This window comes from Paenibacillus sp. FSL R10-2736, from assembly GCF_038000245.1.
Taxonomy (GTDB): domain Bacteria; phylum Bacillota; class Bacilli; order Paenibacillales; family Paenibacillaceae; genus Paenibacillus_AQ; species Paenibacillus_AQ phytohabitans.
In genome coordinates, this window is the sequence record NZ_JBBOBN010000001.1 from 3,044,628 (window position 1) to 3,068,008 (window position 23,381).

Below are 23,381 nucleotides of genomic sequence, written 5' to 3' on the forward strand. Positions count from 1 at the left end.
GTGACAATAAGGAGGAAAAAAGATGAATGTAGCGGGCAAGCTGACAACCGGACAAATCCTTGGAGGACGTTACTCTATTACCGGACTTATCGGTGCAGGAGGAATGAGCCGTGTATATCTGGCAGAGGATTTGCGGCTGCCGGGAAAGATATGGGCGGTTAAGGAAAGTGTGATAAAGGAAGGGGGAGGGCATAGCATTGGAGCCATCCAGACAGAAGCAGAGCTGCTGATCTCACTGAATCATCCTAAGCTGCCGCGGATTGGCGATTTCTTCCCGCCGGACCGTGACGGCTATAGTTATCTGGTGATGGATTACATTGAAGGGGTAACCCTGCATCAATCCATGATTGAGCATCCGGCAGCCCTTACGGGAGGGCGGATTATCAGCTATGCCAGGCAGCTGCTGGAGGTCCTGCAATACCTGCACAGTCATCATCCGCCGATCGTATACCGTGACCTGAAGCCCTCCAATATTATGCTGACCGGGCCTCATGAGCTGCGGCTGATTGATTTCGGTATTGCGCGTAAGCTGAGAACCGGATCTGATGAAGACACGGAGAAGCTGGGAACCGCCGGCTTCGCTGCCCCGGAGCAATATGGCAGTGCACAGAGCAGTCCGCTGTCTGACCTGTACGGGCTGGGCGCGCTGCTGCTGTACATGGCTTCCGGCGGACAATTCAGCAGCTGGCAGCCGGGAATGGAACGGAAGCTGCATGGCAGCATTCCGGACCGGTTGATTCCGGTAATACGGCGCCTACTGCGTCATCATCCGGAGGAGCGGTACGGCAGTGCCCAGGAGGTGCTGTCAGCGCTTGAACCGCTTGAAGCCGAAGCCGCAGAGCTGACAGCGCCGGAGCATAAGCCGGATTTACAGGCCGCTTCTGTTAGGCTGCAGTCCCGGCAGACCTTAGTAGTGGCTGTGCTGGGCGTAGCTCCGGGACTGGGGACAACGCATACTTCACTGGCTGTGAGCCATTATTTGTCGCAGATTGGCCACACCGCCTGGGTGGAATGCGCTCCTGAAGCGCAAGTATTTAATCGCATTAAAGGAATGGCAGAAGTGCCTGAAAGAAGTGCCAGCCATGGTGTAGTGCTGCCGGAGCATCCCTTTACCTGGAGCAACGTAGATTTCTGGAAGCTTGCGCCTGCTGACGGACTACCTCAGCGGACGGGGAAGTCGTATTCCTTCGTGGTTCTGGATCTGGGGACAGGCGGTTACGAAGGGGCGCTGCCCGCCTTCACGGCCAGCGGCAGGCCGGTGCTGGTGGCCTCCGGGGCGGATTGGCGGCTGGAGGATACGCTGCACTGGCTGCGCCGCAGCGGTCTCACCCCTCAGCCGGACTGGCGGATCTGTCTGCCGCTGGCCGGCGGTTCAGCGGCAGCGCTTCTGGCTTCTGCTTTGGGACAAGCCAATGTGTGCAGCCTGCCGCTTCAGCAGGACCCTTTTCAGCCCAAAGGGAAGCTGGGTCAAGCGGTTGGAGAGATGCTTGGACTGGGAACGGACAAACGATTTCCTGCAAAAAATAGTGGAATATTTCAGAAAAAACGTTGAAATCACTACTTTTTCTGCGTGTTTTGCAGGAATTAGGCTTATTTTCTATTTCGGCGCAGGACATAGGTGTGCTAGAATGGAGTGATGTATGTGCTTAACCCGATTTGTAATATTTATAATATAGACAGGAGCTTGCGGAGAATTTATGAGTTTACTTACTGTAGAAGACGTTTCCCACAACTTTGGGGACCGGGTATTGTTCAAGGATGTATCTTTCCGCCTGCTGGATGGAGAGCATGTAGGAATTGTTGGAGCTAACGGCGTGGGCAAGTCGACGCTGATGAATATTTTGACCGGTAAATTGTTGAAGGACAGCGGCAAATTAGAGTGGACTCCGCGTGTCCGTTACGGCTATCTCGATCAGCACACCCAGCTTACGGCAGGCAAAACGGTACGCGATGTGCTTAAAGATGCCTTCCTGCCGCTGCTGGAGCTGGAGGCTGAAATGCTGGCCATTACTGATAAAATGGGCGACGCCACTCCCGAAGAGCTGGAAACGCTGCTGGATCAGATGGGCACGATTCAGGAACAGCTGGACATCGGCGACTTTTATATGATTGATGTGAAGGTGGAGGATATGGCGGGCGGCCTCGGCCTGTCGGCGATCGGTCTGGACCGGGACGTAACCAGCCTGAGTGGGGGGCAGCGGACCAAGGTTCTGCTGGCGAAGCTGCTGCTGGAGAAACCGAATGTGCTGCTGCTCGATGAGCCTACCAACTATCTCGATGTGGAGCATATTGACTGGCTGACCAATTATCTGAAAAATTATCCGTATGCCTTCATGCTGATCTCCCATGATACGGAATTTATGAATAAAATCGTAGATGTGATCTATCATCTGGAGTTCTCGAAGCTGACCCGCTATACGGCAAACTACGAGAAATTCCTGGAAATGGCGGGGATGAACAAAGCTCAGCACATTGATGCGTATGAGAAGCAGCAGGATTTCATCAAAAAGCAGGAAGACTTCATCCAGCGCAATAAAGCGCGGGCTTCCACATCGGGCCGGGCCAAGAGCCGCGAGAAGCAGCTTGGGCGTCTGGAACGGATTGACCGTCCGGAAGAGGCGATGAAGCCGACCTTCCAGTTCAAAGAGAGCCGGGCCAGCGGGAAGACCGTGTTCGAAGGCGTTGACTTCGAGATTGGTTATGATCGTCCGCTGCTGCCAAGCAAGCTGAATATGATGATTGAACGCGGAGAGAAGATTGCTATTGTCGGGTACAATGGTGTCGGCAAATCCACGCTGCTCAAAACGATTCTAGGCGTAATCCCGACCTACAGCGGCAAAACCTATCTGGGGGATTACCTGAGTTCAGCGTATTTCCAGCAGGAAATGAAGGCGGAGAATATTACCCCGATTGAAGATGTATGGAATGAATTCTCAAGTCTCACCCAGAATGAAGTACGTGGCCATCTGGCACGCTGCGGGCTGAAGAATGAACATATTACCCGTCCGCTTAGCATGCTGAGTGGTGGCGAGCAGGCCAAAGTACGTCTGTGTAAACTGCTGATGCGTGAGAGCAACTGGATTCTGTTCGATGAGCCTACGAATCACCTTGATATTGTTGCCAAGGCAGAGCTCAAACGGGCGCTGCAGGAATACAAAGGGACGATTCTGCTTGTCTCCCATGAACCGGAATTCTACGAGGATTGGGTAACGAAGGTATGGAATGTGGAGCAGTGGTCTGCTCAGACTGTATAGATGAATTACAACGTCCGGGGAGGAGCGCTGCAAGGCGCTGTTTCCCGGATTTTCATAATATAGAGTGATAAATGGAATAAACATTTTCTATTGGATAAAGGGGGCTGTTCAGGAATGGGTCCTAATGACAATGACAAACTGGCTCCGGCATCAGCGGCGGGACGGGACGGAAGGTATTCTAGACAGGTCCGCTTTACTCCGTTCGGGGCTGCGGGGCAGCAGGGACTGGCGCGTTCAAGTGTGCTGATAGTAGGAATGGGCGCATTGGGTACAGGGATTGCCGAGACTTTGGCGCGCTGCGGGGTAGGCCGGCTCATCCTTGTGGACCGCGATTATGTAGAGTGGAGCAATCTGCAGCGTCAGCAGCTGTATACGGAAGAGGATGCCCGTCTGAGGATGCCCAAAGCGGCTGCGGCCAAATCCAGACTCCTGGAGATTAACTCGGAAATCGTGCTTGAAGCCCATGTACTGGATGTGCGTGCAGAGGAGATGGAGAGCCTGCTTCCGGGGGTGGATCTGATTATGGACGGGACGGATAACTTCGACACCCGGCTGATCATGAATGACCTGGCGCAAAAACACGGCATTCCCTGGATCTATGGCGCCTGTGTCGGAAGCTACGGAATTACATACACCATCCTGCCGGGTGAAACGCCCTGTCTGAATTGTCTGCTGGGTACTATCCCGCTGGGCGGGGATACCTGTGATACGGCCGGCATTCTGCCGCAAGCTGTACAGATGGTTACGGCGAATGGAACGGCTGAGGCGCTGAAGCTGCTCGGCGGGTACAAAGAGAAGCTGCGCGGCAAGCTGCTGACATTCGATGTCTGGCAGAGCGAGCAGCAGGAGATTGGCGTCAAGGCGGCGAAAAAGGTAGACTGTCCATCCTGCGGTGACCGTCCGGTCTATCCGTATCTGTCAGCATCCAATACTGAGCGCAGTGACGTGCTCTGCGGCCGGGATACGGTGCAGATCCGCCCGGCGCAGCGCCGGAGCCTCAATCTGCAGGAGACTGCCGCCCGCCTCTCCGGGCTGAATAGCGGCAAGGTAGAGAGCAATCCGTATCTGGTCTCCTTTACAGAGGAGCCTTACCGTATGGTTGTGTTTGCTGACGGGAGGGCATTAATTCATGGAACCAGTGATATTGCTGCGGCACGCAGCTTCTATCACCGGTATTTCGGGTAACGAAGGGGAGGATAAGATGAAGAATGGAACAATCAGGCATATGGCTATTTTTACATTGAAGCATGCCCCGGACTCTGCGGAGACTGCTGCCTTCCTGCGGGACGGAGCGGAGATCCTCAGCGCCATTCCGGTAGTAAAGAATTTCGAGGTGCTGCGCCAGATCAGTATGAAATGTGACTTCCAGTATGGCTTCTCGATGGAGTTCGAAGACCAGGCGGCTTATGATGCCTATAATAGCCATCCCGAGCATCAGGCATTTGTTGCAAAACGCTGGGAGGTTGAGGTAGCCGATTTCCAGGAGATTGACTTCGTGACTTAATCGTCCGTAGCCTAAGCAAAGTAAAGCAAAGAGACCATTCCCTGGAATGGTCTCTTTGCTTTACGGGAACTCTAAGCTTCATCTGCGCCGGTACAGCCGGTACAAAGGTGGAAGGTGGGGGGACTTCATTGTGAATGAAATCATTGCCTGGTATGCGCCCGGTCCGGCGCCGGAGGTGCGGGAATCTGAGGCGGAACGCAAGAAACGGGAAGAGGGTCGTGCGGAGCTTGAAGCCGCAATCCGTGAGCTGGGTATGAAGACAGCAACAAGCGAAGATGTAGAGGATCTTCGCTTGCTGCTGTCTGGTCAAGAACCAGTGCTGCTGCTCGCAGAGCTGGGTGAACCCGCAGGCTGGTCAGGCTGGAGGGTAGTGTCAGAAATGCGGGAAGGGGGGATGGTTCTGCCGGTAATGGTGATATCCGGAGGGGATGAAGAGGCGCGTGGTCCGGCAGCTGTATCAGCTTTTGATGCAGGGGGCAATGAATATATGGCGAGGCCTGTACATACCGGTGAGTTCAAATGCAGGGTGCTCAATTTATTGAAGCTTACCGGACGCCGCAGAGGAGCGGCTTCGCTGCTTAAGGTGGATGGCTTATTGCTCGATCCCAGCCGCCGGCAGGTCAGCCGGGACGGAATAGAGCTGAAGATGACCCCCAAGGAATTCGACCTATTGTACTATCTTGCCGTTAATCTGGGTGAAATCTGTCCCAGAAACGAGATTTTACAGCAGGTATGGGGGTATCATTTTCACGCTGACACTAATGTGGTGGATGTCTACATCCGGCATATCCGTATGAAGATAGACAAGGGCCACCGGAATAAACTGATACATACGGTACGCGGAACCGGATATGTACTGCGGGCGCCGGAGAGCGGTGTCACAGGTTAGGGAATACTTAACTGACTCTCCGGCTTTTTTGAGAACCGTGCTATGGACTTGCAACAAATCGTGAATGAAGCACGTTTAATATTTAATAAGAGAGAGCTGATCAGATGCGTCTACAGTACGCGGCGTGCTTTCAGGTAGGTTTTTTTCCAGTTGCCCGAATTCAGATCTGAAATCGTTACTCCAGGTGAACCGTAAGTGTGGAGAATCTTGCCGTTGCCTGCATAGACTGCTACATGCGTTACATTCTTGCCTGTTGCCCGGCTTCCGCTGGAGAAGAACACCAAATCGCCGACACGCAGATTGGCCTTGCTCACGGATGATCCGACTTTGGATTGGGCTACGGAAGTACGCGGCAGGTTAACGCCATATTTCTTGAAAATATATTGAGTAAATGAAGAGCAGTCAAAGTATCTTGTAGTAGAAGTGGATGCACCGAACTGGTAGCGCGTACCCAGATATTTTTTGCCGAAGCTGACAATACTTGAGCCGGTTGAAGATGCGGATACGGATTCTGCTGTGACAGCGGAAGAGGATACGGATGCGGCAGCAGCAGGGGCTGTGCCTGCTCCGGTAGCCATTAGGGTGCCGAGCCCGATTGTTGTGCACATTCCAATAGCAATTGCTTGCTTAAACCATTGTTGCTTATTCATGTAGTAATACCTCCCAGGTTTGTGTTTATCTTTCTAGTTTCTTTCTCTGATTCGTAGTATAGCAGGTTATCTATTTCCTAAATTATGGAGCAGAGGCTTCAAATGCAGGCTGGGTCTACGTTGTAAGCGTTTTATTAAAATTTCATTAAAAGTTACAAAATATTAATATTTAGCTTGAACAGGCATAGAAAAAAGCCGGGAAACCCTTACTGTGTAAGGAGATTCCCGGCTTTACATTTTTGAAACAAAGGTTACAGTGATGTCTCTAAAAACCTATGTAATCAGTCTTTACTCTGGATAATCAGCAGAAGTCCGCTCTCAATAGTAACCGTTCCGCTAGCGGCAAGCAGCACATTACTTACGGCCAGAGACTGGCCCAGCTTAAGGGTGGCATTCTCCAGCGGATATTGAAAACCCTGCAGCGTAATTCCTGTAACCTCCGGTGTCAAAGGCAGCAGAGAGACATAGGTATACCCGCGTTCCTCGACTACAGCATGCGAGCCGGTCAGCGTAATATAGTTATTCGCATCCATGATAGAACAGGCGACCTGACGCTGCAGTGCCCGGGTCATCATCTGGATACTGGCCAGTGTATGGTCCATACGGGTTCCGGTTACACCCATAAGGAGAATGGACTCAGGCTGTGTATTCAGGGCAAGATCCAGCGCCATTTCACTGTCCGTCAGGTCCTTGTTGACCGGATCACAGCTGATGGTTTCCTTGCTTCCCGCCTGTATCAGCAGCAGCGCTTCGGGGGAGACGGAATCGAAATCTCCGACGGCAATATCAGGTGTGTATCCGTGATCAATCAGGAAAAGTGCCCCCCGGTCCGCTCCGATAATAAAATCCTCTTCATCTAATAGGTGCAAACCATCCGGTGATAGCTCACCGCCTGCAAATATGACAACACGCCCAGATGGCAATGTGATCCCCTCCTTGTTGTGGCTATTAAGTTAGTCACCCTGAACAGTATAATGCAGTTTGAAAAGTTGTACAATTGCTGCCATAACGCTAAAATGAAGTCAGATGCATTTCGCCGCAAGACTTATCCGCGGATTGGAAGGCATAAATGGTCACGGGGGGTGAGAGAGATCGTAAACGTGTTATTCGTATGTCTGGGCAATATTTGCCGTTCGCCGATGGCTGAAGCAGTTCTGCGCCACAAAATAGAGCAGCGGCAATTGTCCAGTCAAATCACTGTGGATTCAGCCGGAACCGGAGACTGGCATATCGGCAAGATGCCGCATGAGGGCACAAGAGGGATTCTGGATTTGCATGGAATCAGCTATGAGCACATGACAGCCCGGCTGGTGAGCGGCGAAGATTTTGAGAAGTTTCAATATATAATCTGCATGGACAAGTCCAATGGGGACAATGTTCGCAAAATTCCCGGAGGCGAGAAGTCGGAGCTGTTATTCTTCATGGATCTGCTGCCGGACGAGGAGCTTCGTGAAGTGCCGGACCCGTATTTTACCGGAAATTTCGAGCAGGTATATGATCTGGTGAATGCCGGCTGTGAAGTGCTGCTGGAACGTATTATTACCGAGAAGCTGTAGCAGGCATAGATCCGCAGCATGACCGGTTGCCGTCCTTACATTTAAGGACGGGCACCGTATGCCCGCCCTGTACTGAAAGCGCACTCACCTGCACAACGTACATAAGTTCGGAAGATGTTCACTTTTTAGGCCTTAAAGGCTGTTTCAGCGGTTGAAGAAATAGAGTAATGATTCCGGTAGCTCTTTTTGCCAGAATCCCCAGAGATGGCGGCCGTCCTTCTCACGGTAGGATACGGTGGCTCCCCTTGACTCCAGCATCGCTTTGGTTTCCCTGTTCATTTCTACGAAATCGTAGATTCCGGTATCAGTCTTGTAGTCTCGCTCCTGCAGACCGACGACCATATTGATCTGAAGCCAGGAGAGATCATCTTCCTGTTCCAGCTGCTGGCGGGTTTCGGGGTAATAGGCGCCGGAGAGGCTGAGCACACGGTTGAATAAGGCGGGATAAGCCAGGGCAAGATGCAGGGAGACACTGCCGCCCAGGGAATCGCCGGCGATGATTCGTTCTTCCGGCGTACGCCGTACAGGATAATTATGTTCAATGAAGGGAATAATCTCTTCGGCGAAGCATGCAAGGTACTGCTTAAAGCGGCTGCCAAACGGAGCGTATTCTTCGGTGCGGACAGCTACGTTCACTTCGACACCCACTATAATGAAGGGATCCACATCCTGCTCCAGAATCAGCTGCCCGGCAAGCGTGGCGATCCGGCCGAAGTTGAAGAATTCTTCCCCGTCCTGGCAGTAGACCACCGGGTAACTGAGGACTTCGTTATAGCCGGGAGGAAGATAAATGCGCAGCTTGCGTTCCTCCTGCAGATGCTCGCTCCACAGTGTTTGTTTCACTATTGTACGTTTCAGAAAAACAGGTTCGCTCATTGTCCAATCGTCACCTTTCATGTCGGATTTTTGCATTAGACTAAGTGTTACGTTAAAATTACCCAAGCGGCAAATGTGGGATATATCATTTACTTGAATAATATCCTTCTATCTGTTATAGGATATTCCAAAGCCTGTTATACATACAAAATTTATGGAAACATAAATTTTATGCGTATTTCTTTGACGAAACAGCTACAACAGGTGTATAATAATTCTATAACAGAGACCACTGATATTCAAATTTTTTTATTGAGGTGAAGATAATGACTAGAGTTCCTTATGAAGTGTATACAGAGGACGTTGAAGCCCTTTCGGTACTTTCCCCGGATGGAGAAGTTATCAACAAGGAAATGATGCCTGATCTTACCGATGACCAACTGAAAGAAATTATGTACCGTATGGTATTTACCCGTACTTGGGATGACCGTGCCGTCAACCTGGGCCGTCAAGGCCGTCTCGGCTTCTATGCACCGGTATCCGGTCAGGAAGCTACGATGATCGGCAGCGAGTTCGCTTTGCAGAAGGAAGATTTCGTCTGCCCGGGCTACCGCGATATTCCACAGCTGGTATGGCATGGACTTCCATTATATCAGGCTTTCCTGTATTCCCGCGGACATCAGCACGGCGGACAGATTCCTGAAGGCGTAAATGTACTTATGCCGCAGATCATTATCGGAGCACAGATCCTGCATGCTACCGGTATTGCAATGGGATTCAAATTGAAGAAACAAGCTAATGTAGCTATTACTTATACAGGTGACGGCGGTTCATCCGAAGGTGACTTCTATGAAGGCCTTAACTATGCAGGTGTCTTCAAACTTCCTGTAATCTTCTTTGTTCAGAACAACGGCTATGCGATTACAACTCCGTTCGCGAAGCAGACGGCAGCTAAATCGATCGCCCACAAAGCGGTTGCAGCAGGCATTCCGGGAATCAAGATCGATGGTATGGACGTGTTCGCGGTAATCTCCGCTGTTCAGCAGGCTGCTGAACGTGCCCGTAAAGGCGAAGGCGCGACATTGATTGAAGCCGTAACTTACCGTTTCCGTCCACATTCCCTGTCCGATGACGCCAGTAAATACCGCTCCAAGGAAGAAGAAGGACAATGGAATGAGAAAGATCCGATTGCCCGTCTTGCCAAGTACCTGGAGAAAAAAGGCCTTTGGACCGAAGAAGACACTCTGCGCGTAAGAGAAGAAGCGAAAGCAACTGTGAACGAGCAGATTAAAAAAGCAGAACAGACCGAAAAAATGACCATTCCCGGCTTGATCGACAGCATGTTCGAGGTAACTCCGAAACATCTTGAAGAACAAAAAGCCGATTTTGAATAAGGGGGATATCAGGCAATGGCACAGATGAATATGAAAGAAGCAATTCGTGACGCAATGCGCGTTGAACTGACTCGTGACCCCAATGTTCTTATCTTCGGAGAGGATGTTGGTAATGTAGGCGGCGTGTTCCGTGTAACGGAAGGGCTGCAAAAGGAATTTGGCGAGGAGCGTGTCTTCGATACTCCGCTGGCTGAATCCGCAATCGGAGGTTTGGCTTTCGGTCTCGGCGTACAGGGTTTCCGCCCGATTGCCGAAATCCAGTTCGTAGGCTTCATCTTCGAAGCACTTGATCAAATCGTCATTCAGGCTGCCCGCCTGCGCTGGCGTTCCGGGGGCAGATACAATGCTCCTGTAGTCTTCCGCACTCCATTCGGCGGCGGCGTTAAAGCAGCCGAACTTCATACCGATTCCCTGGAAGGCCTGATTGCCCAGAGCCCGGGTATCAAGGTTGTTATTCCTTCCAATCCATACGATGCCAAGGGACTGCTGATCGCTTCGATCCGCGACAATGACCCTGTATTCTTCATGGAGCACTTGAACCTGTACCATGCTTTCCGTGCAGAAGTGCCTGAAGGTGAATACACCGTTGAATTGGGTAAAGCTAATGTAGTACGCGAAGGAACTGATGTCTCAATCATCACTTACGGCCTGATGGTACATACTGCTACCAAAGCGGCCGATCAGCTCGAAAAAGACGGCATCAAAGCCGAAATTATCGACTTGCGTACGGTTAGCCCGATTGATATCGATACGATTGTCGCTTCTATTAAGAAGACCAACCGTGCCATTGTAGTCCAAGAAGCACAAAAGAGCTCCGGCGTAGCCGCTGAAGTGATTGCTCAAATTAATGAAAAAGCTCTGCTGCATCTTGAAGCTCCTGTGCTTCGTGTAGCTGGCCCTGATACAATCTTCCCGTTCGCACAAATCGAGGATTCCTGGATTCCTACACCGGCGCGTGTCATTGCGGCAGTGAAGAAAGTAATGGAATTCTAAGAGAAATGACCTTGCCGTCCTTGCAAAAGGGCGGCACCCGTTTCTGCAATACATTGTACTGCTTACAAACTAAGCGGATGTAAACATAACTTTTAGGAGGTTATCAAGGTGGCAAAATTTGAGTACCGGTTCCCTGAGCTGGGCGAAGGTCTGCATGAAGGCGAAATTATCAAAATGCATATCAAAGCCGGCGACAAAGTAACCGATGACGATATCGTAATGGAAGTTCAGAATGACAAGGCAGTAGTAGAGGTTCCTTGTCCGGTTAACGGCACAGTGCTTGAAGTCTTCACCAAAGACGGTCAGGTATGCCGCGTAGGTGAAGTAGTTGCAATTATTGATGCAGAAGGCGAAGTTCCTGAACAGGAAGGCGGCCATCCTGCAGAACAGGCTTCCCAGGAAGCAGATGCAGCAAAGGGCGGAGCAGATACAACATCATCTCCGGCAGCCAGCAGCCCTGCAACAGGCGGAACCAGCAACTTTGAATATAAGTTCCCTGAACTCGGCGAAGGTCTGCATGAAGGGGAAATCATCAAGATGCATATCAAGGTCGGCGACAAAATCACCGACGATGATATCATCATGGAAGTTCAGAATGATAAGGCTGTAGTTGAAGTTCCTTCTCCTGTCAACGGTACAGTAGTAGAAGTGTTCACCAAAGACGGTCAAGTATGCCGTGTAGGCGAAGTGGTGGCAATCATTGCTGCAGAAGGCGATGTTCCTCAGCAGGAAGGCGGCCATGCAGAAGCGTCTGGTGCGCAGGCAGCAGTTCCTTCCCAGGCTCCAGCAGCAGCGGCGGCGGCAGCTCCGGCTCCTAACCGTGAAGTGCTGGCAACCCCTAGCGTACGCAAATTTGCCCGTGACAAGAGTGTTGACATCTCTCAGGTAAATGGCTCCGGCAAGAACGGCAAGATCACACTTGAAGATGTAGAAGCCTTCCTGAAGGGCGGATCAGCAGCACCTGCGGCATCGGCTCCGGCGGCGGCATCTGCACCTGCAGCAGCAACAGAAGCTCCAAAAGCTAAGGCAGCAGCTGCACCGGCAGCTTCCGGCAATGCAAACCTGGAAGAAGAACGCGTACCATTCAAGGGTATCCGTAAAGCCATTGCCAATGCTATGGTTAAATCGGCATACACAGCACCGCATGTTACCATTATGGACGAAGTGGATGTTACTGAGCTTGTAGCCTTCCGTGCCCGTATGAAACCTGTAGCCGAGAAGAAAGGCGTGAAGGTAACTTACCTTCCGTTCATCGTGAAGGCACTCGTTGCAGCTTCCCGTCAATTCCCTGCGCTTAATGCTATGATTGATGAAGCAACGAACGAAATTGTCTACAAGAAATACTACAACATCGGTATCGCTACAGATACAGACAACGGTCTGATCGTTCCTGTAATCAAAGACGCTGACCGCAAGAGCATCTGGATGATCGCAAGCGCGATTACAGATCTGGCAGTCCGCGGACGCGACGGCAAACTGGCTCCGAATGAAATGAAAGGCAGCACCATCTCGATCAGCAACATCGGTTCCGCAGGCGGTATGTTCTTCACCCCAATTATCAACTTCCCTGAAGTTGCGATTCTGGGTACAGGACGCATCACTGAGAAGCCGGTCGTTAAGAATGGCGAAATCGTCGCTGCTCCTGTTATGGCTTTGTCCCTGAGCTTTGACCACCGTATTATCGATGGTGCAACCGCTCAGAACTTCATGAATTACATTAAGACCCTGCTTGCAAATCCTGATATGTTAGTTATGGAGGTGTAATAAATGGTAGTCGGAGACGCTTCAATCGAAATCGACACATTGGTAATTGGTGCAGGTCCCGGCGGGTATGTGGCGGCAATTCGTGCCGCCCAGCTCGGCCAAAAGGTAATCATTGTAGATAAATCGGAACTCGGCGGCGTGTGCTTGAACCGCGGCTGTATTCCTTCCAAGGCGCTGATCTCTGCAGCTCATCAATTCGAGGCTGCTCAGCACGGCGAAGTATTCGGTGTTACTGCCGAGAACGTCAAAGTGGACTGGGCCAAAACCCAGGAGTTCAAAAACGGCGTTGTCAAAAGAATGACTTCAGGGGTAACCAGCCTGATGAAAGGCAACAAAATTGAAGTATTCAGCGGTGAAGCTATGTTCATCAGCACAAACGAAGCCCGTTTGTTCAATGATCATGAATCCCCGCGCTACAAATTCAATAACTGCATCATCGCAACGGGCTCCCGTCCGATTGAACTGAAGCCTTTCCCGTTCGGCGGACGTATTCTGTCCTCGACTGAAGCGCTTGATCTGCCGGAAATTCCGAAGAGCATGATTGTTATCGGCGGCGGCTATATCGGAGCAGAGCTTGGCCAGATGTATTCCAAATTCGGCACCAAAGTAACGATCATTGAAGGTCTGGACACTGTTCTGCCTGGCTTTGACAAAGACATGACCCGTCTGGTTGCCAAGAACATGGCGAAGACCGGTATTGAAATTGTGACTAACGCCAAAGCTGAAAGTGCGGTTCAGAACGACAAGGAAGTAACCGTGAAGTACTCCGTGGGCGGCGAGTCCAAAGAAGTGACTGCCGATTACCTGCTGGTAACTGTAGGACGTCGTCCTAACACTGACGGTGAACTGGGTCTGGATCTGATCGGTGTTGAGCTGGACGAACGCGGTCTGGTCAAAGTCGACCACCAGGGACGCACTAATATTCCTAACATCTTTGCCATCGGCGATATCGTTCCCGGTCTTGCTCTGGCACATAAGGCTTCTTACGAAGGTAAAATTGCTGCTGAAGCAATCTCCGGCCACAAATCGGTTGTTGACTACAAAGTTATGCCTGCAGTAGTGTTCACAGATCCTGAATGCTCCAGCGTAGGTCTGACTGAGAAAGAAGCGAAGGACAAGGGCTATGCTGTGAAGAGCGGCAAATTCCCGTTCGCAGGCAACGGCCGTGCCGTTTCCCTGAATGCTCCGGAAGGCTTCATCAAGATTGTGGCTAAGAGCGACAATAATCAGGTGCTCGGCGCGCAAATCGTCGGTATCGAAGCTTCCAACCTGATCGCTGAGCTGGGTCTGGCCATTGAAATGGGCGCTACGCTCGAAGATATCGCCCTGACGATCCACGCGCATCCAACCCTAGGCGAAATCGTCATGGAAGCGGCTGAGCTGGTAGAAGGACACCCGATTCACGTGATTAAATAATACCTTACGCCTACACGGGTATAATCATAAGAGGATGTTTCCAAGGCCATGTAGAATGGTTAAGGGGACATCCTCTTTTCAATCGGCGGCAGAGGAGCGGGGCCGGTATTTTATTTTGACGGGGAGTGGGATCATGCAAGCTGCGAAATTAAAAACAGGGGACGAAATCAGAATTATATCACCGGCAAACAGCCTGGGGATCATAGCCAAAGATCAGCTCGAACATGCCACGAAACTGCTGGAGAAGCTTGGTTTTACAGTTTCTTTTGCCGGACATGCTTATGAACAAGATATCTTCGGCTCATCATCCGTTGCTTCCAGAGTAGAAGATATACATAATGCCTTCAGCGATCCCCAGGTCAAAGGAATATTGACAACCCTGGGCGGACATAACAGCAATCAGCTGCTGCGTGAACTTGATTATGACCTCATTGCGGCCAACCCCAAGCGGTTGTGCGGGTATTCAGATATTACTGTGCTGAGTAACGCAATATACGCCAAGACAGGCCTGCTCACCTATTCCGGACCCCATTTCTCCACTTTCGGCATGAAGCTCGGTAATGAGTATACTGTGGAGTGTTTCACGAAAATGATGATGGGTCATGAAGCCGTCACCGTAGAGCCCTCTGAACATTGGAGCGATGACGCTTGGTTTATAGATCAGGAGAACCGGGTTTTTGAAAAAATAGCGGCCCTTATAACATTAACGAAGGCGAAACGGAGGGTACGCTGCTCGGCGGAAATCTGTGTACGCTCAGCCTGCTGCACGGAACGGAGTACATGCCGGATCTGGAAGGCTCGGTTCTGTTTCTGGAGGATGATTTCGAGGTCTATCCTGAAGTGTTTGACCGTGATCTGGTATCGCTGATTCAGCAGCCGGAGTTCTCAGGGGTCAAAGGACTGGCACTAGGCAGATTTCAGCGGGGGTCGAGAATGAGCCGCGAGATCCTGCACACCATCATCAAATCCAAAAAGGAGCTGGAGCAGCTCCCCGTGATTGCTGATGTTAATTTTGGCCACGCATCGCCGATAATCACTTTTCCCATAGGAGGAAGAGCATCACTGCAAGCATTGCAGGAGAAGGTAGAGCTTAAGATCTGGGAGTAGAGGAGGCAGAGCATGATGAACAACGGGACAGAGCATGTGCTGGAGCTGCAGAGGGTGCTTAAGCAAATAATTACTAAACAGATTCCTGTACATGTTAGCTGTCTGTTCGTATCGGCGGATGAGTTGTAGTCTCAAAAGTAATCATCATATTTTAGTGCGGGAATTCCGCTAGTTAATTCCCTCTATTATCAGGATTAGGAAAAACTGCTTTTGTCAGTATTTGCTGTCCGCAGGAAATAACATTTTCTACGCGCGAACAAGTTACAAGCACGGGCAGGTCATGGTAAACTGGTATAAGAAAAAAAGAGAGTGGGGTGCGATACTGCTTGCGTAATTACTTGGATTTATTACAGGATATACTGGACAACGGTACAGCCAAAGGCGACCGAACCGGCACAGGCACAGTGTCTGTATTCGGGCGTCAGCTCCGCTTCGATCTGTCGAAGGGATTTCCGCTGATGACCACCAAACGCATCCATCTGAAATCGGTGGTGCATGAGCTGCTCTGGTTCCTCAAAGGGGATACCAATACTTCTTATCTGAAGGAGAATGGAGTCTCCATCTGGGATGAATGGGCGGATGAGAACGGTGAGCTGGGACCGGTATACGGTTCGCAGTGGCGTGCCTGGGAGAGCAAGGACGGACGCCATATCGATCAGATTGCGAATGTTATTGAGTCGATTAAGCATAATCCGGATTCGCGCCGTCATATCGTCAGTGCCTGGAATGTAGGCGAGATTGAGCAGATGAAGCTACCGCCATGCCATTTTGTGTTTCAGTTCTATGTAGCGGGCGGGAAGCTCTCCTGTATGCTTACCATGCGTTCTGTGGACACGTTCCTGGGGCTTCCTTTTAACATAGCCAGCTACGCGCTGCTCACCCATATGGTGGCCCAGCAGACAGGGCTTGAGGTTGGTGAATTTATTTGGTCAGGCGGCGATGTGCACATATATACAAATCATATGGAGCAAGTGGCCACACAGCTCGCGCGGGAGCCTTACGCATTGCCGAAGCTGAATATCCGCCGGGTGCCTGACAGTATTTTTGATTATACGTTTGAGGATTTCGAGTTTACCGACTATGTCCATCATCCGGGGATCAAAGCGCCGGTTGCTATATAACCCTGTCCGGAAACCTAATCTATGATTTCATGGAAAAGAGGGCATGAATATGAGTATCACCATGATTTGGGCGATGGCTTCGAATGGTGTGATTGGTAAGAATAACGATATGCCCTGGCATTTGCCGCTGGATTTCGCTTATTTCAAAGCAGAGACACTCGGCAAAAGAATGCTGATGGGCCGTAAAACATGGGACTCTCTCGGCGGGAAGCCGCTTAAAGGCCGCACCAGCCTTATTCTGACCCGGGACCACAGCTTTGCGCCGGAAGGTGCGGAGGTTGTACACTCGTTGGAAGAAGCCCTGGCAGAAGGCCGTAAAGAGGATGAGCTGATGGTGATCGGCGGAGCTGAGATCTACAGCCTGATGCTGCCTTATGCTGATAAGCTGCTGGTCACGCGGATTTACGCGGATATTGCGGGCGATACGAAGTTTCCGGAGGTCAACTGGAGCCAGTGGAACGAAATCTCAAGTACACAGGGGATTCGCAATGAACAGAATCCTTATGATTACCGTTTTTTTGTATATGAACGCAGGGAGTAACGAAAAAGCGTTTTCTCTGACACAAGATGTGAAATAGTACAAATAATCAGCAGATTAGTCCATTACAGTGTGAAAGTATTGAATGCTACTATAATTAAAATTAGAAATGATATTTCACTAGGTAGTATAAAATATGCAGGTTCTTCACCTACGCTGCATTAGATATATTTCTGCCGCAGGTATGTTATAGTGTACTATACATCAACACGAAGAGAACGGATGGGGGAAACGTAAATATGTCTACACCTACTGGATTTATGGAGTATAAGCGCCAGCTCCCAGGGGACCGGGATCCCGAGCAGCGCATCAAGGATTGGGAAGAGTTCCATGAGCATCTGACCGAGGACGAGCTTCGGACCCAGGGTGCCCGCTGTATGGATTGTGGAACACCTTATTGCCATACCGGCATAGATATGAGCGGCGGTACCTCGGGCTGTCCGGTGCATAATCTTATTCCGGAATGGAATAATCTTGTCTACCGGGGATTGTGGAAGGAAGCGCTGGAACGCCTGCACAAGACGAATAATTTCCCGGAATTTACGGGCAGCATCTGTCCTGCACCCTGTGAGGGTTCATGTACCGTCGGCCTGATTGGCCAGCCTGTCACCATTAAGACCATTGAGCTGGCAATTGTAGACAAAGGCTTTGAAGAGGGTTGGGTGGTACCGAACCCTCCGGAGAAACGCACAGGCAAACGGGTTGCCATTGTCGGCTCCGGACCGGCAGGTCTGGCGGCAGCAGCCCAGCTGAACAAAGCGGGCCATACTGTGACGGTCTTTGAACGCAGTGACCGCATCGGCGGCCTCCTGATGTATGGTATCCCTACCATGAAGCTGGACAAACGTGTCGTGCAGCGCCGTGTGGATCTGCTGGCAGCGGAAGGCATCCAGTTTGTAGTGAACACAGAAATCGGCAAGGATATTCCGGCACAGCAGCTGGTGGATGAATATGATGCCGTTGTACTCTGCGGCGGAGCGACCAAAGCCAGACGCTTCAATGTAGAAGGCAATGAGCTGAATGGCGTAATGTACGCTATGGATTACCTTAACGGTACGATTAAGAGCTATCTGAATTCCAATCTGGAGGATGGCAACTATGTATCGGCTGCCGGCAAGGATGTTATCGTACTTGGCGGCGGGGACACGGGTTCCGACTGCGTGGCTACCTCATTGCGTCACGGCTGCAGCAGTATTACACAGTTCGGTACGCATGACAAGGCGCCGCTGGAGCGCGATCCGATTGCTAACCCATGGCCGCAATTCCCTAATGTCTATACGCTGGATTATGCCCAGCAGGAAGCCAAGGCGGTCTTCGGTGAAGATCCCCGTGAATTCTCCATCATGACTACGAAGTTTGTAGGCGATGAAGAAGGCAACCTCAAGGAGCTGCACACCGTGCAAATCCGCCGTATGGTGGACGAGACCGGACGGAAGATTTACCAGCCGGTTCCGGGAACTGAGGCTGTCTATCCCGCTCAGCTTGCGCTGATCGCGATCGGCTTCGACGGACCGGAGCAGGATATTATTGAGGAGCTCAAGCTGGATACGGACCGCCGCAGTAATGTAAAGGCCCGTTACGGTAAATTCAACACCAATGTGGATAAAGTATTCGCAGCCGGAGATATGCGCCGTGGACAGAGTCTGGTGGTCTGGGCGATCAACGAAGGCCGTGAAGCGGCACGTGAAGTGGATAGATATCTGATGGGTTCGACCGTACTCGTTTAGATAATAAGACAATGAGTTTTTAGCCTTAATATAATAAAATGCACAAAAAAGCCGTCATCCCAGCATTTGCTGAGTGACGGTTTTTTTGTGCTGCTATAGGGCTGTAATCCGTGTGAACTAGTCCTCCAGCTTGAAGCGTTCGATCTTAAGCTGCAGTGCTGCGGCCATCTTGGACAGCTCGGTGGAGGAGGAGGAGATTTCTTCCATGGAGGCAAGCTGCTGCTCTGTTGCCGCTGTTACGCTCTGGAATGCATCTGAAGTTGAACGCGAGATGCCGGAAATCTCATGAACGGAAGCAGCGACCTCCTGCGCGCCGGCAGACATCTGCTCGGTAATGGCCGAGATGTCATGCAGCTGGCTGTTGATTTTGGTAGTGGAGTGCTCGATGCTGATGAATGCTTCTTTAGCTTCAGCAGTAACCTGAATGCCCAAATCTACATCAGCGGCTACCGTATGACGGATGGCTTCATAGGTCTGATCAATTAGCTTGGTCATCTGGAGCAGTGTGTCCTGGATATCTCCGGCTGTATTTTTCGATTGATCCGCCAGCTTCCGTACCTCTGTGGCGACCACGGCGAAGCCTCTGCCATGTTCTCCGGCCCGGGCGGCTTCAATTCCGGCGTTCAGGGACAGCAGGTTAGTCTGCACAGCAATGGCCGTAATCGCGCTGCTCATCGCCGATACTTCGGTATTCAGGCCGTTTAATTGTCCGATCAGCTCGGAGGAGTGATGGGTGGATGTGCGGATGGCATCCATTTGCCGGCTGACCTGTTCGATCTTGAGGCTGCCGCTAAGCACGTCAGCTTCTGTATTGGCCGAAGAATCTACGATGGTGGCTGCCGCTTCAGCGATTTTTTGAATACCTGAAGACATCTCCTCCATCGCCCGCGAGGTTTCAGCCATCGCTGAAGTCTGTGTTTCAGCACCTTCAGTTGACTGCTGCACCAGTTCGGTCACATAAGCAGTAGCTTTGGAATTCTCTTCAGTCGTAGCTGTAAGCTGCTGGCTTGAAGAAGCCAGTTGTGCCGAAGTGTCTGAAATATCAGAAACGATACCGCGCAGAGAACCTACCATCAGGTTATAATTCTCCGCCAGCTGGCCGATTTCGTCCGACCGGTTAATGTGAATCTGTTCGTTCAGGTAGCCTTCGCTCACCCGCTGTGCAGAACGGTTCAGACTGCGGATCGGATTCGTGATGGAGCGGATAATCAGGAACAATAAGGTCATGCTGACGATCAGAGACAAGACCAGTACAATTGCTCCTGTATTAATAATTGGCTGCGTCGCATCAGAGAATTCCTGGGTCGGAAGAATGCCGACAATCTTGAATCCGGTATTCGCATCGGTTGTATAGTAACCCCGCATATCCATGCCTGAATCCGGATTTGTATAGTCGAGATCTCCGCTTTCATTAACCAGCATCTCCACGACATAGTCTGCTACATCATCACCTGCAGCTTTTACGGGATGAGAGACGAACTTATGATTCCGGTCAACAATATAAAAATAGCCTGTTTCCCCTGGCGTGGTCTTGTTGATTTTCTCACTTAAGGCTTTCAGGTTGAGGCTAGTTGTAATCGCGCCCTGGCCATCCTTCAGCGTTTCCGAGATAAAGAGCGTATAGTTGCCGGTTGTTGCTGAGACAAAAGGGTCGATGATTGTGATTTTACCGGGATTCAGCAGGGTTGCCTTATACCAGTCTCTGGTGCGCGGATCATATTCCTGCTTCCCGGGATCGGGGGCTTTCATCCAGGCACCCTGATTATTGCCCACCGTTAAGATCTCCAGCTCGGGATGCGCCTTCATGAACAATTCAATCAGCGTACGCGTTTCCGGCGAATTTGCATCAATATCGGAAGAATTAATCTGCTGGCTTAGCAGATCTACATTTCGCATTGCGGCTGAAACATATTCGTTAATTGTACTTGCGACCAGATCCACACTGGAATGCGTGGCATCCTGCATTTTGATTTTCAATTGCTTGTTTGCACTGAAATAGGAGAAAGTACTTACGAGCAGGATGGGGATCACCAGCATAATACTGAATAGGATCATCATTTTTCTTTGCAGCGACCCTGACTTGGATTTTCGTTTAGAACGGTTGACGGATTTGGACATTGGAATGGTTCCCCCTCGGATACATGGAAATCGGCTTTTATATGAGAATGTAGCCGTTTCTTTGAATAACTCTACTCATATATTCGGTTTATCGACACAGTTTTTTCATATCTGAAGACGTCTGGAAAAAATATTTAATTGCATCATAGCTTTCCGCGAATGAAAGGGGATACAATTTACAAAATGTTGAATTTCAGCAGAATTGTGTTTTTTCAGTACGGGCTTGACGGGTGCCGAAATATCGTATAGATTAAGTACAATATTTATAGTGTACAAAGCGTTGACCAAGGATCTATGTTTCCGTACCCGCCAGAACAGAGAGGGGATTCACCGGCTGAAAGGTCCCTCAAGTGCGTGTGAGGCATACCCTGCCTTGGAAGCTGCAGCTTATGGGAATATGCATAATGCTGCCGGCCCCGGCCGTTATCCGGATTTAAGGATCGCCAGGCTCTCTGTACGGCGGTTGAACCAGGGTGGTAACACGACGCATTCGTCCCTGACGGATGCGTCTTTTTTGCGTATTCAAAGAGATGAAGCGGCAACATAACACTTTTATCGAAGAAAGAGGCTGATCCGCATGCGCCAAACCAATCTATTCGTCACAACTCTCCGCGAAGCCCCTGCTGAAGCGGAAACGATGAGCCACCAGCTGCTGCTGCGCGCCGGATACATCCGCCAGCTGGCGGCAGGAGTGTATACATATATGCCGCTGGGGCGGAGGGTACTCCGCAAGATTGAGAACATTGTCAGGGAAGAGATGGATGCCTCTGGAGCACAAGAGCTGCTTATGCCTTCTCTGCAGCCCGCAGAGCTCTGGAAAGAATCGGACCGATATGACGTGTACGGTAAGGAGCTTATGAAGCTGCAGGACCGTCATGAACGGGAATTTGTGCTTGGACCTACCCATGAAGAGGTAGTGACAGCACTTGTAAGGGATGAAATTAACTCCTACCGGCGCCTTCCCCTCACGGTGTATCAGATTCAGACGAAGTTCCGCGATGAACGACGTCCGCGTTCAGGGCTGCTGCGGGGCAGGGAGTTCCTCATGAAGGATGCCTACTCTTTTGACACAGGCTGGGAAGGTCTCGATATGAACTATGAGCAGATGTACAATGCCTACGGGCGGATATTTAACCGCTGCGGTCTGACCTACCGGGCAGTGCAGGCCAATGCCGGGGCTATCGGCGGAAAAGGCCAGAATCACGAATTTATGGCTCTGTCAGAGATTGGAGAGGATACGGTTGCGGTCTGCTCCATCTGCGATTATGCCGCAAATCTGGAGCAGGCTGAAGTACGCGGGGGAGCCGCATTCGAGGAGCGGGATTACAGCGGCATTCCTGTTCCTGTAAAGTTCCACACGCCTAATCAGAAGACGATCCAGCAGCTGGAGCAGGAGAGCCGGATTAAACCGCAGGATATTATCAAGACACTGATCTACACCGGCGGCGGCCGGTCCTTTGCCGTGCTGGTGCGGGGAGATCATGAGGTCAATGAACTGAAGGTGGAGAAGTATCTGGGCTGCGGCGAAATCGCATTGGCTGAGTATGATAGTGTGCAGGCGGCGGCCGGAGTTGAGAGCGGCTTTGTCGGTCCGGCCGGATTGTCTTTAACCATCCTGGTTGACGCAGCCGTTGCCGGCATGACAGAGGCGGTCACGGGTGCCGGTGAAAAAGATTACCATCTGCGTGGCGTAGTACCTGGCCGCGGTTTCACGCTTGCGCATGTTGGGGATTTCCGCAACGCTGCTGCAGGTGATATCTGTCCGGAGTGTGGCGAAGGGAAGCTGGTGTTTCATCAGGGGATTGAGGTAGGGCATGTCTTCAAGCTCGGCACAGTCTATAGTGAGAAGCTTGGTGCGACCTTCTTAGATACGGCCGGGCGGAGCCAGCCTATGGTGATGGGCTGCTATGGTATCGGCATTTCGCGGCTCCTGTCATCAGTCGCAGAGCAGAATCATGATGACCAGGGGCTGATCTGGCCGGCGGCCATTGCTCCTTATACGGTTCATATTCTGCTGATGTCCGTGAAGGATGAGGGGCAGCGTGAGGTTGCTGAAGCCTTGTACGCACAGCTCACCGCCAACGGCATTGAGACGCTGCTGGATGACCGGGATGAGCGGGCCGGGGTCAAGTTCAAGGATTCCGGGCTGATCGGTATTCCGGTTGCTCTGGTCGTGGGCAAGGGGGCAGCAGAGCAGAAAGTTGAATATATGGACCGCCGAGCCGGGACCAAAGAAATGATTGATATCAGTGAGGCTGTGGCGCGGGTGAGCGGGATCTAAGGTTTCTTGAGCGGGACATGGTACAAAGGCCGATTAAGGTTTCAATGGAACCTAATCGGCCTGTTGTATCTATCCAATATAAACAACTACCTCTGTACTCCGAAACGCAGCAGGCAGTTCTTCCACAAGCAGATGGGCATTTTCAAAGAAATATTCTTTATCGGTATCCTTTAATATAAAATCCTGCACGAAATACAACATTTCCCTCATAAAATCGGCCACAATGTAAAAATGTTGTATGGAATGCAGCAAT

At 51.0% G+C, this 23,381-nt stretch carries 18 protein-coding genes and 1 pseudogene; 15 read left to right on the forward strand and 4 right to left on the reverse strand.

What is annotated here, in order from left to right; all coding sequences use genetic code 11:
- Positions 1-22: 22 nt before the first annotated feature.
- The 5 genes from NSQ73_RS13155 to NSQ73_RS13175 all read left to right on the forward strand — a co-directional run bounded on the left by NSQ73_RS13155 (position 23) and on the right by NSQ73_RS13175 (position 5,647).
- Positions 23-1,552 (forward strand): serine/threonine protein kinase, encoded by a 1,530-nt coding sequence (locus NSQ73_RS13155; RefSeq protein WP_340986761.1) that lies wholly within the window; start codon positions 23-25, stop codon positions 1,550-1,552.
- 145 nt (positions 1,553-1,697) lie between these two features.
- On the forward strand, positions 1,698-3,254 hold the full coding sequence (locus NSQ73_RS13160; protein WP_042137854.1) for an ABC-F family ATP-binding cassette domain-containing protein: 1,557 nt from the start codon (positions 1,698-1,700) through the stop codon (positions 3,252-3,254).
- 114 nt (positions 3,255-3,368) lie between these two features.
- Positions 3,369-4,439 carry a ThiF family adenylyltransferase gene (locus NSQ73_RS13165; protein WP_340986762.1) on the forward strand — a complete coding sequence of 357 codons (1,071 nt, stop codon included), beginning with the start codon at positions 3,369-3,371 and terminating at the stop codon, positions 4,437-4,439.
- 16 nt (positions 4,440-4,455) lie between these two features.
- Entirely contained in the window at positions 4,456-4,758 is a 303-nt protein-coding gene (locus NSQ73_RS13170) for a Dabb family protein (protein WP_340986763.1), read from the forward strand.
- Positions 4,759-4,888: 130 nt separating this feature from the next.
- Complete coding sequence (locus NSQ73_RS13175; protein WP_340986764.1) at positions 4,889-5,647, forward strand: response regulator transcription factor; 759 nt, start codon at positions 4,889-4,891, stop codon at positions 5,645-5,647.
- A gap of 110 nt (positions 5,648-5,757) precedes the next feature.
- Here the strand turns inward: NSQ73_RS13175 and NSQ73_RS13180 are convergent, their stop codons facing one another.
- Both NSQ73_RS13180 and NSQ73_RS13185 read right to left on the reverse strand, forming a co-directional pair.
- Positions 5,758-6,297, reverse strand: coding sequence for a C40 family peptidase (locus NSQ73_RS13180; RefSeq protein WP_171715943.1), 540 nt, complete (start codon positions 6,295-6,297; stop codon positions 5,758-5,760).
- Positions 6,298-6,578: 281 nt separating this feature from the next.
- Positions 6,579-7,220, reverse strand: a complete 642-nt coding sequence (locus NSQ73_RS13185; protein ID WP_076243015.1) for a thiamine diphosphokinase — start codon at positions 7,218-7,220, stop codon at positions 6,579-6,581.
- 168 nt (positions 7,221-7,388) lie between these two features.
- On the opposite strand from NSQ73_RS13185, the gene NSQ73_RS13190 reads away from it, so the two are divergent.
- Complete coding sequence (locus tag NSQ73_RS13190; protein WP_042141256.1) at positions 7,389-7,853, forward strand: low molecular weight protein-tyrosine-phosphatase; 465 nt, start codon at positions 7,389-7,391, stop codon at positions 7,851-7,853.
- 144 nt (positions 7,854-7,997) lie between these two features.
- On the opposite strand, the gene NSQ73_RS13195 is transcribed toward NSQ73_RS13190, so the two are convergent.
- A complete protein-coding gene (locus NSQ73_RS13195) occupies positions 7,998-8,729 on the reverse strand; it encodes an alpha/beta hydrolase (protein WP_042137844.1) in 732 nt (243 codons plus the stop codon).
- A gap of 266 nt (positions 8,730-8,995) precedes the next feature.
- Here NSQ73_RS13195 and pdhA point away from each other — a divergent pair, with 266 nt between their 5' ends.
- From pdhA to NSQ73_RS13235, 8 genes and pseudogenes are all read left to right on the forward strand, one after another.
- The gene (gene pdhA, locus NSQ73_RS13200; RefSeq protein WP_039299153.1) at positions 8,996-10,063 is read left to right on the forward strand and encodes a pyruvate dehydrogenase (acetyl-transferring) E1 component subunit alpha; all 1,068 of its coding nucleotides are present in this window, start codon (positions 8,996-8,998) and stop codon (positions 10,061-10,063) included.
- Positions 10,064-10,078: 15 nt separating this feature from the next.
- Entirely contained in the window at positions 10,079-11,056 is a 978-nt protein-coding gene (locus NSQ73_RS13205) for an alpha-ketoacid dehydrogenase subunit beta (protein WP_042137842.1), read from the forward strand.
- A gap of 108 nt (positions 11,057-11,164) precedes the next feature.
- Positions 11,165-12,820 carry a 2-oxo acid dehydrogenase subunit E2 gene (locus NSQ73_RS13210; RefSeq protein ID WP_340986765.1) on the forward strand — a complete coding sequence of 552 codons (1,656 nt, stop codon included), beginning with the start codon at positions 11,165-11,167 and terminating at the stop codon, positions 12,818-12,820.
- A 3-nt stretch (positions 12,821-12,823) separates the two neighbouring features.
- Positions 12,824-14,236 (forward strand): dihydrolipoyl dehydrogenase, encoded by a 1,413-nt coding sequence (lpdA, locus tag NSQ73_RS13215; RefSeq protein ID WP_039299144.1) that lies wholly within the window; start codon positions 12,824-12,826, stop codon positions 14,234-14,236.
- A gap of 133 nt (positions 14,237-14,369) precedes the next feature.
- Positions 14,370-15,343 (forward strand): annotated as a pseudogene (locus NSQ73_RS13220) (S66 family peptidase).
- Positions 15,344-15,669: 326 nt separating this feature from the next.
- Positions 15,670-16,464: a thymidylate synthase gene (gene thyA / locus NSQ73_RS13225; RefSeq protein ID WP_042137834.1), complete on the forward strand. Its 795-nt coding sequence runs from the start codon at positions 15,670-15,672 to the stop codon at positions 16,462-16,464.
- A gap of 49 nt (positions 16,465-16,513) precedes the next feature.
- Positions 16,514-17,005: a dihydrofolate reductase gene (locus NSQ73_RS13230; RefSeq protein ID WP_340986766.1), complete on the forward strand. Its 492-nt coding sequence runs from the start codon at positions 16,514-16,516 to the stop codon at positions 17,003-17,005.
- Positions 17,006-17,241: 236 nt separating this feature from the next.
- Positions 17,242-18,729, forward strand: a complete 1,488-nt coding sequence (locus NSQ73_RS13235; RefSeq protein WP_042137832.1) for a glutamate synthase subunit beta — start codon at positions 17,242-17,244, stop codon at positions 18,727-18,729.
- Between the two features lie 117 nt (positions 18,730-18,846).
- Here NSQ73_RS13235 and NSQ73_RS13240 read toward each other — a convergent pair whose 3' ends face one another.
- On the reverse strand, positions 18,847-20,847 hold the full coding sequence (locus NSQ73_RS13240) for a methyl-accepting chemotaxis protein (RefSeq protein ID WP_340986768.1): 2,001 nt from the start codon (positions 20,845-20,847) through the stop codon (positions 18,847-18,849).
- Between the two features lie 577 nt (positions 20,848-21,424).
- Here NSQ73_RS13240 and NSQ73_RS13245 point away from each other — a divergent pair.
- Positions 21,425-23,128 carry a proline--tRNA ligase gene (locus NSQ73_RS13245; RefSeq protein ID WP_340986769.1) on the forward strand — a complete coding sequence of 568 codons (1,704 nt, stop codon included), beginning with the start codon at positions 21,425-21,427 and terminating at the stop codon, positions 23,126-23,128.
- Positions 23,129-23,381 lie beyond the last annotated feature (253 nt).

What these genes read in the sequence shown, in the direction of transcription:
- lpdA (WP_039299144.1), top strand. Translation starts at nt 12,824, where the DNA reads ATGGTAGTCGGAGACGCTTCAATCGAAATCGACACATTGGTAATTGGT.
- NSQ73_RS13195 (WP_042137844.1), bottom strand. Translation starts at nt 8,729, where the DNA reads ATGAGCGAACCTGTTTTTCTGAAACGTACAATAGTGAAACAAACACTG.
- NSQ73_RS13245 (WP_340986769.1), top strand. Translation starts at nt 21,425, where the DNA reads ATGCGCCAAACCAATCTATTCGTCACAACTCTCCGCGAAGCCCCTGCT.
- NSQ73_RS13240 (WP_340986768.1), bottom strand. Translation starts at nt 20,847, where the DNA reads ATGTCCAAATCCGTCAACCGTTCTAAACGAAAATCCAAGTCAGGGTCG.
- NSQ73_RS13160 (WP_042137854.1), top strand. Translation starts at nt 1,698, where the DNA reads ATGAGTTTACTTACTGTAGAAGACGTTTCCCACAACTTTGGGGACCGG.
- NSQ73_RS13155 (WP_340986761.1), top strand. Translation starts at nt 23, where the DNA reads ATGAATGTAGCGGGCAAGCTGACAACCGGACAAATCCTTGGAGGACGT.
- NSQ73_RS13180 (WP_171715943.1), bottom strand. Translation starts at nt 6,297, where the DNA reads ATGAATAAGCAACAATGGTTTAAGCAAGCAATTGCTATTGGAATGTGC.
- NSQ73_RS13205 (WP_042137842.1), top strand. Translation starts at nt 10,079, where the DNA reads ATGGCACAGATGAATATGAAAGAAGCAATTCGTGACGCAATGCGCGTT.
- NSQ73_RS13165 (WP_340986762.1), top strand. Translation starts at nt 3,369, where the DNA reads ATGGGTCCTAATGACAATGACAAACTGGCTCCGGCATCAGCGGCGGGA.
- NSQ73_RS13170 (WP_340986763.1), top strand. Translation starts at nt 4,456, where the DNA reads ATGAAGAATGGAACAATCAGGCATATGGCTATTTTTACATTGAAGCAT.
- pdhA (WP_039299153.1), top strand. Translation starts at nt 8,996, where the DNA reads ATGACTAGAGTTCCTTATGAAGTGTATACAGAGGACGTTGAAGCCCTT.
- NSQ73_RS13235 (WP_042137832.1), top strand. Translation starts at nt 17,242, where the DNA reads ATGTCTACACCTACTGGATTTATGGAGTATAAGCGCCAGCTCCCAGGG.
- NSQ73_RS13230 (WP_340986766.1), top strand. Translation starts at nt 16,514, where the DNA reads ATGAGTATCACCATGATTTGGGCGATGGCTTCGAATGGTGTGATTGGT.